Genomic DNA, 13899 nt, shown 5'->3' with positions numbered 1-13899 from the left:
GACTCTCGCGGCGGCGGGTCTCGGCGAGGCGGGCGACGGCGGCCCACTCCGCCCGGGCCATGCCCCGGTCCCACCGCCGCCGACGCGGCGAGAGCGATGGCATCGCGGGCCCTCGCGCCCCACCGGGCATCTTCGCCGGGCACAAGCCCGCGCCCGCCGCGATCGTCACCGCCGTGACCGGAGCCGTGGCGGTTCGGCGGGGTCGCAGTAGGTCGTGGCGTCCCAGGTGTAGCCGCAGGCGGCGGCTCGTCGCCGTCACGCCGGGGCGGCATGAGCCCCACCCCCGGGCGCATCACGCCCGTCGCAGGCTGGGCGGCCCCGTCCCCGCACCGGGCCGGGTCCCGTACCTCTCCTCGCGCTCCCCCGCGGGTGGGGCCGCACGGCCTCCGGGCGTGCCGAAACCGCCTCACACCCCCGCGCCCCACCCCATCCGCCCCACCCTGCGAGGCAACCTCACGAAACGCCCACCCCCACGCAAAAAACCGGCGCCCCCGTCGGGGCGCCGGTCTCAAGGGGTTGCGCGGTCCTACTTCTTCTCGTCGCCCTCTTCGGCTTCGCCCTCGTCCTCGGTGGCGGAACCGTCCGTCTCATCGGCGGCGGGTGCGGCGGGCGTTTCGGCGGGGGCTCCGGCGGTCGCGCGCTTGCGGCGGGTCACCACGATCAGCGCGGCGCCGGCGACCAGGAGGGCCGCGGCGGCGATGCCGGCGATGGTGAGGGAGGTGCCGGTGACGGGCAGGCCGCCGGTGGCGGTGACGGTCACCTTGGCGGTGTTGTCGGCGGGCTTGGAGTCCTTCACGGCCGACTCGACGGTGGCGGTGCCGTCCTTGACGTCACGGGTGTCGAGGCGGAGCTTGAAGGTACCGGCGCCGACGGCTCCGGGCGCGGCCCACGCCTTGGAGGCGCAGACCCAGACCTTGCCCTTGGTCTTCTCGGCGCAGTCGGTGGGGCCGCCGACGATGGTGGTGCCGGAGGGCGCGGTGAAGGTGATGGTCACGCCGGGCGCGATGACCTTGCCCTCGTTGCGGATGGTCACGTCCACCGACACGGTGGCGCCGACCCTGCCGGACGCGCCGGTGGCCTTGATGGACATGTCGACGGGGTTGTCGGTGGTGACCAGCGAGAACTCCACGGAGTCGTCGCCCTTACCGGGGGCGGCCTTCTCGCGGGACGTGGCGGCCTTCTTCTTGCCGTTCACGCCCAGGTCCCGCAGGACGCCGGGGGTGACGGTCGCGGTGCCGCGGCCGAGGCTGATCGGGCCGGGCGCGTCGGCGGCGACGGTGATCCGCAGCGGCGCCTGGGCGGTGAACGGCACGAGGCGTCCGAGGCCGCTGCCGGGCTCCAGGACGTAGTCGGGCAGCTCGCAGTTCATCTTGCGCCCGTCTTCGCTGTAGCTGCAGAAGCTGTAGTCGGGCTCGAATTTCGCGTAGGCGGGCAGGGACAGCGAGAAGCTGAGACCCTCGACCTCGGTGTCGCTCTCGTTGTCGATGCGCAGGAAGTCGCGGCCGCTGAGGGACGTCGTCTCGCCGGGCTTGACGGTGACCTCACCGGCGGCCCAGATGGACACGTCGACCCCGGCCTCGATGACGCTGAGGGTGAAGGGCGCGGTGTTGTTCTTCTTCGCGGGGTCGGTGGTGGCCGAGGTGACCGACACCTGCCCCTCGGCGACGGAGCCGGGCGCGGCCTCGCCGTGCCAGAAGTCGAACAGCACGTCGTTGTTGGTGCCGCCGGAGCGCAGGTCGCCCAGGGCGCAGGTGAAGACGAGGTCGTCCTTCACCTTCTTGCCGGTGCAGCGCTTGTCGACGGGCTGGATCTGGTTGTCCTGGTCGGTGAAGTCCTCGACGGTCACGGTGACCACGACGTCCTTCGCCGTCTCGGGCCCGTCGTTCTTGACGGTCACCCGCACGTACTTCGACCAGCTGTCCTGCGTGGACTCGCCGGACGCGACCGCGACGGAGAGGTCGGCGCCGGTCTGGGCCTCGGACTTCGGCGCCTGGCTCGGGGCCGCCGGGGACGGGGTGGGCGCCCCGCTCTCTCCCTCGGCGTAAGCGGGGGCCGCGCTCAAGCCGATAAGCGCCGCCGCGGCGAACGCGGCCGCTGCCGCGCGCGCCGTCCCGTTTCGTGAAGACCGCATGGTCCCCCCGTCCTCATGTGAAGAGACTGCTGACGCGGCGGAACCTAGCCGTGTACACAGAGGACGTCCAGCTTTGCGCGTGTCCGTGGCAAAGTGTGGTAAAGGAAGACGAACCGCTCAGGCGGTGTGCGCGAAACGGCCGTCGATCATGGTAGCGGCGCAGGTACCGGCGCCGCCGAGGACCAGGGCGGTGTAGGGCGCGGCCTCGTCCACGGTGGAGAAGACGGCCAGGTCGGCGCGGTTCCCGGGGGTGATCGTGCCGTAGTCGGACGCCCCCAGCGCGGTCGCGCCACCGGCGGTCGCCGCGTGGACGAGCCACGCGTCGAGGCCCTCCTCGGGCGAGCCCTGCCGCAGCGCCAGCTCCCGCAGAACGGGGAGTTCGCCGAGCACGTCCAGGTCCGGCGAGGACGCCAGGGAGTCGGTGCCCACGCCGATCCGGTTGCCCTCGGCCCGGTAGGCGGCCACCGGCGCCTCACCGCAGTCGAGGCGCGCGTTGGAGCGCGGGCACAGCGCGACCGACGTCCCGCGCTTGCGCAGCAGCGCGCGGTCGTCGGTGTCGGTGTGGACGCCGTGCGCCATGTGGCAGTCCTCGCCGAGGGCGCCCAGGACGTCGTTCTCGACGGTCGGGCTGTGCCCGGTGCCGCCGCGCGCCATGATCTCGAACTCCCAGCCGATGCGGGTGATCAGCTCGGCGAAGGGCCCGCCGCCGTCGCGGACGTAAGCGGTCTCGGCGGGGCTCTCGGCCAGGTGCGGGTGCAGGCGCAGGCCGCGCGCGCGGGCCAGGCCCAGCAGTTCCAGCTGGATGCCGGTGCTGAGGGTGTAGAGGGTGTGCGGGCTGATCCCGACGGTCATCCCCCCGTCCACGCGCGCCAGGGCCGCGTCGAGCGCGGCGATCCAGCCGGGCCCGATGCGCTCCCAGCCGGCGGCGTCCACGCCGACGGCCTCGTAGTAGGCGGTGCCGCGCAACCGCGAGGCCAGCAGCACCTCGAAGGAGGCGGCGGGCGTGACGACGTCGGCCAGCGCGGTGACCCCGGCGGCGATGGACCGCTCGACGCCGTCGCGGGTCGAGGCGTGCCAGTCCTGTTCGGACATCGAGGGGCTGCGGCGGGCGAAGCCCTGGATCCACTCGGGGAACGCCAGCCCGTTGCCGTAGAAGTCGGCGTAGGCGCTGAAGCACAGGTGGGTGTGCGCGTTGACCAGGCCCGGGGTCAGCGTCCCGTCCCATTCGCGGACTTCGGACACCGGGTAGGAGCGCAGGATCTCGTCGGCGGGCCCGACGGCGGTGACCCGCCCGTCCTCGACGACGACCGCGCCGTCCACGATGGGCGGCGCGGCGATCGGCAGGACGACCCGGGCGCGGTGAGCTACGGCCATGGTCTTGAGTACCTCTTATATGTGCGGGGCTACGCGCGGTCGAGGACCGGCAGGGCGATCGAGGAGAAGTGCGAGCGGACCCGGTCGTCGGTGGGGTCGTCCTCGGGCGTCCAGTGCACCGCGAGGTGCTCGTACACGGTGTTCCGCTGCGCGGGGATGCGCCCGGCGGTGCGGATCAGCTCGATGAGCTCGCCCAGGCGGGAGCGGTGGCGGGCGCCGGCGGAGGAGATGACGTTCTCCTCCAGCATGATCGAGCCGAGGTCGTCCACGCCCATGTGCATCGACAGCTGACCGGCGGGTTTGCCGGTGGTCAGCCACGACGACTGGAGGTGGTTGACGTTGTCGAAGAACAGCCGGGCGACGGCGATGAGGCGCAGGTACTCCAGGGTGGTGGCCTGGGTGCGGCCCTTCAGGTGGTTGTTCTCCGGCTGGTAGGTCCACGGGATGAACGCGCGGAACCCGCCGGTGCGGTCCTGGACGTCGCGGATCATGCGCAGGTGCTCGATGCGCTCGGCGTTGGTCTCGCCGGTGCCCATCATCATCGTCGCGGTCGACTCCAGGCCGTGCGTGTGCGCGACCTCCATGATCTCCAGCCAGCGCTCGCCGGACTCCTTGAGCGGGGCGAGGGCCTTGCGGGGACGCTCGGGCAGCATCTCGGCGCCCGCGCCCGCGATCGAGTCGAGCCCGGCGGCCTTGATGCGCACCACGGCGTCCTCGATGGAGACGCCGGAGACCTTGGCCATGTGCCCGATCTCGGAGGGGCCGATGGAGTGGATGACCAGCTGCGGGAAGTCGCGCTTGACGGTGGAGAACAGCTCCTCGTAGTACTCCACGCCGAAGTCGGGGTGGTGGCCGCCCTGGAGCATCACCTGCGTGGCGCCGAGGTCGACGGCCTCGGCGCAGCGGCGCAGGATCTCGTCCATGTCGTGCGTCCAGCCCTCTTTGTGCTTGGGGGCCCGGTAGAACGCGCAGAACTTGCACGCCGTCACGCAGACGTTCGTGTAGTTGATGTTCCGGTCGATGAGGTAGGTGACGATGCCGTCCGGGTAGCGCCGCCGCCGCACCGCGTCGGCCGCCTGGCCGAGGGCGTGGAAGGGGGCGTCCGTGTACAGCAGCATGGCCTCTTCGGGGCTGATCCGCCCACCGTCGGCGGCCCGCTGCAAAACCTCGTCGATCTCCCGGCTCATGGCCTTGAGGGTACGCCCGGGGTGGCCGCGATGGCCGTGTCGGGTGTGTGACGCGTGCCCCGGGCTACCTTTGGGCGCGTGATCGACTCCACCCCTGTCGCCGGTCGCGGACGGCCCCGCGCCCTGCGGATCGCCATCATCGCCGTAGCCGCCCTGGTACTGCTCGCCGGTGCGGCGGCCGTGGCCGCGCCTCGCCTGACCGCTCACTTCGAGGAGCAATTGCGCTCGCTCGGGCTGCCCGCCGGGTGGTCGGTCCAGAAATGGGCCCCCTACCCGCTGGGGGTCGACGCGACGCTGACCGGCCCGGCCGACCCGGCGCCGGTGAGGGCGTGGCTGAGCGCGGCCGTCGGCTACGAGATCGACCTGGGCACCAGCTGCTCCTCCGGCTGCCACCTGTCCCTCGGTGTGGGCCCGGACGGAGCCTGGGACCTCCAGCTGGACTATTTCGGCGAGCGGATCGAGATCGACTTCGCCTCCTGATCCCGGCGGCTATCGTCGTCGGCGTGACCGAACCCGAGCCGGACGCCGAACCGCAGGAGCTGCGCAAGGGCGGCCCGAAGGTGTTCCTGCTGCTCACCTGCGGTTTCCTGACGCTGCTGTGCTGCCTGGGCACCTGCCTGGTGGGTGGCGCGCTGGGGCTGACCAGGCAGGAGAACCTCGCCGCGGCCCGCGACGGGCTCGGCGCGCCGTCCGGCTGGCGGGTCGCCGAGTCCACCGACTGGCCGTGGTCGGCCTCGGCGACGCTGACCGGCCCGGACGATCCCGCCGCGGTCTCGGCGTGGTTGTCCGGGCTCGGCGAGCCGGGCGAGTGCCCGTGCGAGTTCAAGGTCGGCGAGCGCACGGTGAGCGTGACGGTGGACGGCGGCTCGCTGGAGCTGTCGGTGAGTTAGCAGGTGGCGCGGACGCCGTCGAGGCCGACCGCGCCCACGTATCCGGCGAAGCCCTCGGCCTTGGCGCGGGCGCAGGCGTCGGAGCGGTGCGCGGGGTCGTCGGCGTAGTCGACGGCGAGGATGATCTTCCAGGCGGCCTTGAGGGCGCGGACGTGGTCGAGGTTCTCGCCGCAGAAGTCCTCCTCGCACTTCTCGTCGGTGGCGAGGTAGAACAGTTCCTCGATGCCCAGTCCGTCGACGGCGTCGAGGTAGCCGGGGTATTCGCGCAGTTCGGGTGAGTTCTGCGGGAGGATCCGGAAGCCGGGCTTCTTCTCCTTGGCGTACTTGCTGATCTTGACGATGAGCTCGGCCATCTTGCGGCCGAGGCTCTCGCGGGTCTCGCCGGGGACGAGGGACAGGTCGATCTCCTCGTAGGCGTTGGGGACGTCGAGGTAGGCGCCGGTGAAGCCGGAGGCGATGGCCTGGTCGACGCGGGGGCGCACGACCCGGTCCCACCACGTGGCGTCCCAGTACTTGACGAAGTGCTCGTCGGGCCAGTCGCCCCACTGGTTGAGTTCGAGGTCTTTCACGCTCCCGGCCTCGGGCCGGTACTTCTCGATGCTGCCGATGGAGAAGTAGGAGTAGACGGTCTTGGGCGCCAGGGCGCCGATCTCGGCGGGCGTCCAGTAGCCGGTGGAGCCGTCGCGGGCGAGGTCGATGACGGCGGCCTCGGCGGGTGAGGACTTCACCGCGCTCAGCCCGTCGCCGTAGCCGGTGAGCTGGTAGACCCAGGTGCGCGGCTGGACGGCGGGGGCCACGGCCCCGGCGTCGGTCACGGGCGGCGGCGCCTGGCTCGCGCTGCCGCCGGGGGTGGTGGGGGGAGGCGCTGCCTCGGCGTCCGGCGTCTTCGCCGAGCACCCGGCGAGCAGGACGAGGGTGGTGCCGATGAGAAGGGTGCGGCGCATGGCGACAGAGTAAGTGCCATTTTGCCGGAGCCTCCCGCGAGGATCACCCCGATCCGCGAGGATCGCGGGTGAAGCCCGAATCGTGAAGGAGCGCAAGCATGTCCTATACCGATGGGGAACCCAACTGGGTCGACCTGGGGTCCCCCGACCTGGAGGCCTCCAAGCAGTTCTACGCGCAGCTGTTCGGCTGGGAGTTCACCGACCTGGGACCCGAGGCCGGGCACTACCACTTCGTCCTGTCCGGCGGGAAGCAGGTGGGCGGCCTCGGCCCGCTCCAGCCGGGCCAGTCGGCGGCGTGGACGACCTATTTCCAGGTCCCCGACGCCGACGCCACCACCAAGGCCGTCACGGGCGCGGGCGGCACGGTCCGCTTCCCCGTCATGGACGTGATGGGCCAGAACGACATCGCCGGCTTCTCCGACCCCTCGGGCGGCGAGTTCGCGGTGTCGCGCCCGAAGCTGCACGCGGGCGCCGAGGTCATGTACGAGCTGAACACGCCCTGCTGGTTCGAGTACTCCGCGCGCGAGGTCAAGGACGCCCGGGACTTCTACGCCTCGGTGTTCGGCTGGGGCGTCCAGCAGACCGACATCACCGAGAACGAGTACCTGACCCTCAAGGCGCCCGGCGCCGAGCGCGAGTTCGGCGCGCTGATGCCCAACCCGATGCTGCCGGAGGGCCACGCGGCCTACTGGGGCATCTACTTCGCCGTCACCGACGTGGACTCGCTGGTCGCCAAGGCCGGTGACATGGGCGGCACGGTGCTCATGCCGCCGACGTCGATGGAGAACGTCGGCCGGCTGGCGGCGCTGACCGACCAGCACGGCGCGATCTTCTCGCTGCTGGCCCCGGCTCCCCAGGGGTAGCCGATCGCAGGTGACGGGGGCGGCCTCTTCGGGGGCCGCCCCCGGCACGTCTACCCGAGGACGGCCTCCACCATCGGCTCGACCAGTACTGCGAGGTCGGCCTCCGGGCGCAGCGCGCCCTCGACGAGGACGGCGTCGGCGAGCATGAGCAGGCGGGCGGCGGCGTCCTCGGGCGCGGGGTGGCCCATGGCGTGCGTCTCGCGGGCGAACATGGCGCGGACGCGGTCCTTGTGGGCGCGGATCCCGGCGGTCGCGGGGTGCCCGGGCGGCAGGTTGAGGTGGGCGGCGATGTAACGGCAGCCGGTGAAGCCGGGCGCGGCGACCAGGCCGGTGAGCAGCGTGAAGAGCGTGCGGACGCGCTCGCGCGGGTCGTTCCCGCCCTGGTCGAGGGCGTGGGCGTAGCGGGCCTCGTCCTCGGCGGCGCCGGCGGCGATGACCTCGGTGATCAGGCCGTCCTTGCCGCCGAAGTGCTGGTAGAGCGAGCGGCGGGCGACGTCGGCGTGCTTGAGGATGGCGTCCACGCCGACGCCCACGCCCTGCGTGTAGGTGAGCTCCAGGGCGGAGGTGAGGAGTCGCTCGCGGGGGCCGGGCCTGGTCATGGGCTCAGTCTGCCACGGGCTTGACAGGAGACCGATCGTTCTATCTAATGAGTAGATCGACCGTTCTATCCACTGGAGACGAGATGACCCACCCCACCGGCACCGCCACCGCTCCCGCCTCGGATGAGGCCTTCGTGGCCCGCTGGCGCGCCTTCTGGGCCGCCCCCTCTCCCGAGCGGGTGGGCGCGCTCTCGCATCCCGACATCGCCATGCGCTTCCCCGGCGCCGAGGGCGAGGCCCGCGGCGTGGACGTCTGGCGCGCCCGCGTGGCCGGCGTGCTGGAACGCTTCCCCGACCTGGTCCTGGAACCGACCGGCTTCGCCCGCGCCGAGGGCGGATACGCCTTCATCAGCTGGCGGGCCACGGCCACCGTCGACGGGCGGCCACTCCAGTGGGAGGGCATCGACCGGATGGCCTTCACCGACGGCCTCGTCAGCGAGTCCCTCGTGGTCTTCGACCGCTCGCTCCTGCCGGCGTGAGCGTCGCGCGGGGCGGCCCGGCCGTCCCCGCGCGTGATAGACAACCGCATGCCCTCACTCGTGCCCGACGACGAGCTCCACACGACGTCCGTCGTCGCCAACAACGCCATGAACCGCCAGCGCGGCCTGGCGTCCTACGCCCGCGAGCTCGGGCTCGACCTGCCCGCGATGCTGGACGCGCCCGGGTTCCGCTGGCTGGACCTGTGCTGCGGCAGCGCCAAGGCGCTCATCGAGGCCGGGCGCGCCCACCCGGCGGCCACCATCGTCGGCGTGGACCTGGTGGACCACTTCGGGCCGGACGCGCCCGGCAACGTCCGGCTGCTCACCGCCGCGCTGCCCGCGCTGCCCGAGCTCGGCGGCCCCTTCGACCTGGTCACGTGCGTCCACGGGCTCCACTACGTGGGCGACAAGCTCGCCGCGATCGCGGCGGCCACCGCGCTGCTGACGCCCGGCGGGCTGTTCGCGGCGAACATGGACGTCCCCGGGCTGCGCGGCGTCCTGCGCCCGACGGCGGCCTTCCGCGCGGCCGGGTACGAGTACGACCCGCGCCGCCGTCGCCTGCGGCGGACCGGGCCGGGCGCGCCGCCCGCGTGGCGCTACCTGGGCGCCGACCCCGCGGCGGGCCCGAACTACACCGGCCAGGCGGCCGTCGACTCCTGGTACGCGCGCTAGCCGGGCACCTCCCGCGCTGCCCGCTCCGCCCCCGAGGGGCTCGGCCCGCGCTGCCCGAAAGGCTGCCCTCACGCGTCCGGACCGGCACAGCACGGATGTAAAGATGACGAACGAGGAGGAGTCATGAGCGAATACGCGCCCGAGGCGATCTCCTGGCTCGCCAAAGAGATCACCACCGCCGTGCCGAACGTGTCCGGAGTCGTCATCCTGGGCGAGACCCGGCATTTATACGGCTACCACCGCGCCCGCAACGTCGTCTCCGCCGACGACTACTCGGTCGTCCTGCGCGAGGACAACGAGGGCGACGGATGGGCCGCCTCGGCCCTCGACGTCCCCCTCGGCCCGACCTGGCTGCGGCGGATGACACGGCGGCTTCTCGAATACCGGGACGACCACAGACTGTGCGCGGTGCGCGAGTTCTTCGGCACCACCGACGGCGCCACCGTCCTGGGCTGGGACCGCTACTTCCGCCGCCCGGCCAGCGCCTCCACCGCCCACCTGGGCGTCCTGCACATCTCCTTCCTGCGCCGGTACGCCACCGACGCCGCCGCGCTGGCCGGCGTCCGCTCGGTGCTGCTCGGGATGTCCACTGTGGACCCGGAGTGACGTGACGTCCGCCTCACCCGCTCGGTGGACGCGCGCCTCTACGCTTAGTGACATGTACTCCTACCTCGCAAGCCAGGACTGGACCGTTCACGAGGCCGGCCTTTACGGGCTCACAACGCCGTCCATAGTGGAAAAGCTGCGCGCGGTGCACGCCTTCGTCCTCTCCGAGGACACCCCCGGCGAGGAGGACCCGTACATCGCCCAGCTGTCGGCCGCCCTCCACTTCGTGGGCGAGGCCGCGGTCCTGCCCGACGGCGCCGAGAAGTTCCAGGCCTGGCAGGAGGTCTACCCCTACCTCGCCGCCCCCACCGTCGACACCGTCGAGCTCGCCGACTCCCTCGCCACCGCCGCCCACCGCGGCCAGCAGGACAAGTCCGGCGCCGAGTACATCAACCACCCCCGCGCGGTCTCGGCGATCGTCGCCGAACGCGGCGGCTCCCCCGAGCAGCAGATGGCCGCCCTCCTCCACGACGTCGTGGAGGACACCTCCGCGACCCTGCCGCACCTGGCCGACCTGGGCGTCCCCGCCACCGTCCGCGACCTCGTCAACGCCCTCTCCCACCGCCCCGGCGAGCCCCGCCCGCACTACCTGGAGCGCGTCAAGTCCGTCCCCGACGCCGTCCTGATCAAACGCGCCGACATCGAGCACAATTCGAGCCCGGAGCGCATGGCCGTCCTCGACCCCGCCACCCGCGAGCGGCTCACCGCCAAGTACACCGACGCGCTGGCCGTCCTGGCTGTCGCATAACCGCGTCTTCCCTGGTCACCCGGCCCGGATGGTGCGAGCATGGAGACATGCTCATCGACACCGGACGGGTTCTCCGCGTGATCGCCGAGATGCCCGGGGGACAGCAGGCTTCGGCCGCGATGTTCGCCTCCGCATACGCAATGGACGAGTCGGCCGTGGCCGAAGCGGTCACCGAACTGGCCGCGCACGGATACGTCGACCTCAGCCCCGTCGCCTGCGAAGGCGGCCCGATGATCCTGGGCGTCACCCCGCGCGGACGCGCGTGGGTGCACACCCACCACCAGCAGCAACGCCACTGACGGCGAGACACGCCGTCACCGGAACCTTCGCCGTGCCGCCGTGCCGCCGGGCCGCTGGGCACCGGCGCCGGTGAAGTGCGGCCCGCACCGGGGCGGGGGACCATCTCCGCACCGAAGCCGCTGGTCCGCACCCACGCGGGCCGGGCGAGCGCGGTTCCGGACGAGCGCGGTTCCGGGCGACCGGTGATCGGCGTGGGCGGTGTGCCCGACACCGGACCGTGCGGGTTACCCATGACCGCCCGGGACACCCGGGCCGCTCATGCGCGCCTCCGCGAGGTGGGCGGCGCGGTTCCGCGTGACGGGCGATCGCCCCGGGCACCGATCCGCCATGGCCCCGGCGGGCTGCCCCGAGGCGGTCACCACCTGCCCACCCGCACCCGCCTCCACCGGGCTGTGCGGGCAGGCGGCCTCCCGGCTGGATGGCGGCACGAGGCACTTGACGCCGGTCCGTGCGAGTGCCAACTGACCGCCGGGGCACCCGGACCGCTCACACGCGCCTCCGCGAGGCGGCGATCACCCCGGCGGCAGTCCCGGCCTCGGCACGCCTCCCGGCGACCTCACATCGGGGCGGCCGGGGCCTCATCACCCCGGGCACCGATCCGCCATGGCCCCGGCGGGCTGCCCCGAGGCGGTCACCACCTGCCCGCCCGCACCCGCCTCGGCCGGGCCGGCTGTGCGGGCAGGTGACCTCCCGGCCGGATCGCGACACGTCGACGGCCTCACGCCCGCCAGGAGAGTCGGCCCACCCCCGCCACCGCCACCGCCCTCGCACCGCCGGGCAGAGCAGGCGAGTCGGCAGGTGGGTGGGCAGGTGGGCGGGCAGGTCGGCAGGCGGGCAGGCAGGCGAGTCGGCCGGTGGGCAGGTCGGTGGGTCGGCGGGCGAGTCGGCAGGTGGGCAGGTTGGTCGGCGGGTGGGTGGGCAGGCAGGCGAGTCGGCAGTTGGGCGGGTGGGTCGGCAGGTGGGCGGGTTGGTCGGCGGGTCGGCAGGCGAGTCGGCGGGCAGGTCGGCAGGCGGGCAGGCGGGCAGGCGGGCAGGCGGGCAGGCGGGCAGGCGGTGACCATCGCATCCGCCCCCACGAGCCTTCACCATGCCGTTCCGGGCGGCCAGGGCCTCGGCGTCCCCGCCGGGCTTAGCCGGGCCCCGCCGGGTCTAGCCCGAGCCTCGGCGTCCCCCGCCTCCGGCCTCTGCCCTCCGGCTCCACCCCGGCCCCCACCCCCTCCGTCCTCCCACTCCGACTCCCCCGCATTGGCCCGGCTAACCCGCGCCCCATTGGTACGCTCCGGCGTACCAATCACCCCTAGCGTGGACGTACATGAGTCCCGCGCAGAATCGCGCCGCCCTTCGCGGCGCGCTGGCCATGCTGACCGTCGGCACCCTGGTCGCCGTCTCCGCCCGCATCGGCGACTACCCGGTCTTCCTCGGGCAGGCCCTGCGGTACGCGCTCGGCGCGCTCGCGCTGTTCGCCGTCCTCGCCGTGCGCCGTCCGCCGCGTGTCCGGCTGCGGCCGGGCCAGTGGCTGCTGCTCGCCGCGCTCTCGCTGGTCGGCCTGGTCGTCTTCAATGTGTGCATCGTGGTCGGCAACCACTACGCGAGTCCCGCCACGATCGGCACCATCATCGGCGCCTCGCCCGTCGTGATGGGCCTCGCCGGTCCGCTGCTGGCGCGCAAGCGGCCCACGCCGCGGCTGCTGCTGGCCGCCGCGATCGTCGCGGCCGGCACCGCCGTCGCGACCGGCCTCGGCGGGGCGAGCCCTCTGGGCGTCCTGCTCGGGGTGGGCGCGCTCATCGGCGAGGTGTCGTTCTCGCTGCTGGCCGTGCCGCTGCTGCCGGTGCTGGGCGCGCTGCGCGTGTCGGCGTACTCGGCGGCGCTGGCCGTCCCGATGCTGCTGACGATCGGCGTCGCGACCGGCGGCGAGCTGCGCCTCCCCACGCCCGCCGAGGGCCTCGCGCTCGGCTACCTCGGCCTCGTCGTCACCGCCGGGGCGTTCCTGCTCTGGTACGGCGCGCTGCCCCGGCTGGGCGCCGACCGGGCGGGCCTGCTCGCCGGGATCATGCCGATCGGCGCGGTGCTCACCATGGTCGTCCTCGGCATCGGGACGCCGAAGCCCGGCGAGCTGCTCGGCGGCGCGCTCGTGGTCGCCGGGATCCTCTACGGGATGCGCACACCCCGCGAGGCCCGCGTCCCCGCCGAGGTCACTGCATAGTCGTGCGCACCGGGTGGCCGAAGTCGCGCGAGCAGCACCAGATCCACAGGGCGTGGCCGCGTCCGATGCTGACCTCGGTCGGATCCCACGCCTCCCGCGAGCCGTGCCGCTCACCGCCGCCCTGGACGCTCATCACCAGCCGCAGCCCGGCGCCGCACTCGCACGCCTGCTCCAGCGGCCCGGTGAGGTTCCACCGCGCGAAACCCCCGACCTTCCAGCCGGGCGCGATCGGGTCGTAGACGCCGCCCCACGCGTCGAGCTTCTCCCGCACCTCCGCCGGGAGGAGCTCGGCGTACTCGTACTCGGTCACCCGCTCCGGCGCCAGCACGCACGCCCACGGCACGTAGTCCTCGGTGCCGACGACCGGACGCGGCGGCGCGGCCAGGATCTCGCCCACCTCGTCCTCCCGCCGCCAGCGCACCGCGACCCGCGGGCACCACAGGTCCGGATGGTCGACCGGGCACCACAGCACCTGCATCAAGTCGGCGTCATCGGGACCCACGAAGTCCGGCACGTCGGCCCGGCGCACCTGCGCCACCGACAGCAACGGCACCGGCCCACCGGTCAGCACCAGGAACGGCACCCCCGCCTCGGCCGCGTCGTACCTCGCCCGATCGGCGGGCGGCAGATCGTCCACCCGCCCCGCCGACAGCTCGCGCATCGTGGCGACCTGCTCCAGGGTCCACACCCCGTGCTGCCACCCGATGACGTTCTCCGCCCAGTCGTCGTGCGACTCGTGGCAGTGCGGCCACGGCTCGGACGCCGGCCACAGCAGCGGCCCGCCGATGGAACTGTCCCGGACGCCGGGGGTCCCGCGCGTGGGACGCAGGCGGGTGGCGGTGGCGCGGTGGGCGGCGAGTTCGGGGACAGCGGTTTCGAGCGGGGTCATGGGCTCACCCACGC

15 protein-coding genes are annotated in these 13899 nt (G+C 73.2%); 9 read left to right on the top strand and 6 right to left on the bottom strand.

The genetic code is table 11. The annotated features are described in order from the left end of the window. Positions 1-526: 526 nt before the first annotated feature. The 3 genes from QSK10_RS27155 to mqnC form a co-directional block, all read right to left on the bottom strand. On the bottom strand, positions 527-2131 hold the full coding sequence (locus QSK10_RS27155; RefSeq protein ID WP_285665959.1) for an LPXTG cell wall anchor domain-containing protein: 1605 nt from the start codon (positions 2129-2131) through the stop codon (positions 527-529). Between the two features lie 117 nt (positions 2132-2248). Continuing rightward, positions 2249-3505, bottom strand: coding sequence for an amidohydrolase family protein (locus QSK10_RS27150; protein WP_285665958.1), 1257 nt, complete (start codon positions 3503-3505; stop codon positions 2249-2251). Between the two features lie 29 nt (positions 3506-3534). Beyond that, the gene (mqnC, locus tag QSK10_RS27145) at positions 3535-4692 is read right to left on the bottom strand and encodes a cyclic dehypoxanthinyl futalosine synthase (RefSeq protein ID WP_285665957.1); all 1158 of its coding nucleotides are present in this window, start codon (positions 4690-4692) and stop codon (positions 3535-3537) included. Between the two features lie 78 nt (positions 4693-4770). Here mqnC and QSK10_RS27140 point away from each other — a divergent pair, with 78 nt between their 5' ends. Beyond that, positions 4771-5172, top strand: coding sequence for a hypothetical protein (locus tag QSK10_RS27140; RefSeq protein ID WP_285665956.1), 402 nt, complete (start codon positions 4771-4773; stop codon positions 5170-5172). 23 nt (positions 5173-5195) lie between these two features. Next, complete coding sequence (locus QSK10_RS27135) at positions 5196-5582, top strand: hypothetical protein (RefSeq protein WP_285665955.1); 387 nt, start codon at positions 5196-5198, stop codon at positions 5580-5582. Here the strand turns inward: QSK10_RS27135 and QSK10_RS27130 are convergent. Next, positions 5579-6526: a glycoside hydrolase family 191 protein gene (locus tag QSK10_RS27130; protein ID WP_285665954.1), complete on the bottom strand. Its 948-nt coding sequence runs from the start codon at positions 6524-6526 to the stop codon at positions 5579-5581. The genes QSK10_RS27135 and QSK10_RS27130 overlap by 4 nt on opposite strands. 98 nt (positions 6527-6624) lie before the next feature. Between QSK10_RS27130 and QSK10_RS27125 the strand changes: the two genes are divergently transcribed. After that, entirely contained in the window at positions 6625-7389 is a 765-nt protein-coding gene (locus QSK10_RS27125) for a VOC family protein (protein WP_285665953.1), read from the top strand. A 50-nt stretch (positions 7390-7439) separates the two neighbouring features. Here QSK10_RS27125 and QSK10_RS27120 read toward each other — a convergent pair whose 3' ends face one another. After that, positions 7440-7988 carry a TetR/AcrR family transcriptional regulator gene (locus QSK10_RS27120; protein WP_285665952.1) on the bottom strand — a complete coding sequence of 183 codons (549 nt, stop codon included), beginning with the start codon at positions 7986-7988 and terminating at the stop codon, positions 7440-7442. An 83-nt stretch (positions 7989-8071) separates the two neighbouring features. Here QSK10_RS27120 and QSK10_RS27115 point away from each other — a divergent pair, with 83 nt between their 5' ends. The 6 genes from QSK10_RS27115 (at position 8072) to QSK10_RS27090 (ending at position 12996) form a co-directional block, all read left to right on the top strand. After that, entirely contained in the window at positions 8072-8467 is a 396-nt protein-coding gene (locus QSK10_RS27115; protein ID WP_285665950.1) for a nuclear transport factor 2 family protein, read from the top strand. A 48-nt stretch (positions 8468-8515) separates the two neighbouring features. Beyond that, positions 8516-9139, top strand: a complete 624-nt coding sequence (locus QSK10_RS27110) for a class I SAM-dependent methyltransferase (RefSeq protein WP_285665949.1) — start codon at positions 8516-8518, stop codon at positions 9137-9139. 123 nt (positions 9140-9262) lie between these two features. Continuing rightward, entirely contained in the window at positions 9263-9745 is a 483-nt protein-coding gene (locus QSK10_RS27105; RefSeq protein WP_285665948.1) for a hypothetical protein, read from the top strand. A gap of 52 nt (positions 9746-9797) precedes the next feature. After that, the gene (locus tag QSK10_RS27100; protein ID WP_285665947.1) at positions 9798-10493 is read left to right on the top strand and encodes an HD domain-containing protein; all 696 of its coding nucleotides are present in this window, start codon (positions 9798-9800) and stop codon (positions 10491-10493) included. A gap of 47 nt (positions 10494-10540) precedes the next feature. Then, positions 10541-10792, top strand: a complete 252-nt coding sequence (locus QSK10_RS27095) for a hypothetical protein (RefSeq protein ID WP_285665946.1) — start codon at positions 10541-10543, stop codon at positions 10790-10792. A gap of 1313 nt (positions 10793-12105) precedes the next feature. Then, positions 12106-12996 (top strand): DMT family transporter, encoded by an 891-nt coding sequence (locus tag QSK10_RS27090; protein ID WP_285665945.1) that lies wholly within the window; start codon positions 12106-12108, stop codon positions 12994-12996. On the opposite strand, the gene QSK10_RS27085 is transcribed toward QSK10_RS27090, so the two are convergent. Further along, on the bottom strand, positions 12986-13885 hold the full coding sequence (locus QSK10_RS27085; RefSeq protein ID WP_285665944.1) for a hypothetical protein: 900 nt from the start codon (positions 13883-13885) through the stop codon (positions 12986-12988). The genes QSK10_RS27090 and QSK10_RS27085 overlap by 11 nt on opposite strands. Positions 13886-13899: the final 14 nt, after the last annotated feature.

Source organism: Actinorhabdospora filicis (genome assembly GCF_030269765.1).
GTDB lineage: Bacteria > Actinomycetota > Actinomycetes > Mycobacteriales > Micromonosporaceae > Actinorhabdospora > Actinorhabdospora filicis.
The sequence above is the reverse complement of the archived record's forward strand: the minus strand, read 5'-3'. Positions and strand labels throughout refer to the sequence as shown.

Bases quoted from the DNA above. Each gene is read 5' to 3' on its own strand.
- QSK10_RS27155 (WP_285665959.1), bottom strand. From the start codon at position 2,131: ATGCGGTCTTCACGAAACGGGACGGCGCGCGCGGCAGCGGCCGCGTTC.
- QSK10_RS27150 (WP_285665958.1), bottom strand. From the start codon at position 3,505: ATGGCCGTAGCTCACCGCGCCCGGGTCGTCCTGCCGATCGCCGCGCCG.
- mqnC (WP_285665957.1), bottom strand. From the start codon at position 4,692: ATGAGCCGGGAGATCGACGAGGTTTTGCAGCGGGCCGCCGACGGTGGG.
- QSK10_RS27130 (WP_285665954.1), bottom strand. From the start codon at position 6,526: ATGCGCCGCACCCTTCTCATCGGCACCACCCTCGTCCTGCTCGCCGGG.
- QSK10_RS27125 (WP_285665953.1), top strand. From the start codon at position 6,625: ATGTCCTATACCGATGGGGAACCCAACTGGGTCGACCTGGGGTCCCCC.
- QSK10_RS27120 (WP_285665952.1), bottom strand. From the start codon at position 7,988: ATGACCAGGCCCGGCCCCCGCGAGCGACTCCTCACCTCCGCCCTGGAG.
- QSK10_RS27115 (WP_285665950.1), top strand. From the start codon at position 8,072: ATGACCCACCCCACCGGCACCGCCACCGCTCCCGCCTCGGATGAGGCC.
- QSK10_RS27110 (WP_285665949.1), top strand. From the start codon at position 8,516: ATGCCCTCACTCGTGCCCGACGACGAGCTCCACACGACGTCCGTCGTC.
- QSK10_RS27105 (WP_285665948.1), top strand. From the start codon at position 9,263: ATGAGCGAATACGCGCCCGAGGCGATCTCCTGGCTCGCCAAAGAGATC.
- QSK10_RS27100 (WP_285665947.1), top strand. From the start codon at position 9,798: ATGTACTCCTACCTCGCAAGCCAGGACTGGACCGTTCACGAGGCCGGC.
- QSK10_RS27095 (WP_285665946.1), top strand. From the start codon at position 10,541: ATGCTCATCGACACCGGACGGGTTCTCCGCGTGATCGCCGAGATGCCC.
- QSK10_RS27090 (WP_285665945.1), top strand. From the start codon at position 12,106: ATGAGTCCCGCGCAGAATCGCGCCGCCCTTCGCGGCGCGCTGGCCATG.
- QSK10_RS27085 (WP_285665944.1), bottom strand. From the start codon at position 13,885: ATGACCCCGCTCGAAACCGCTGTCCCCGAACTCGCCGCCCACCGCGCC.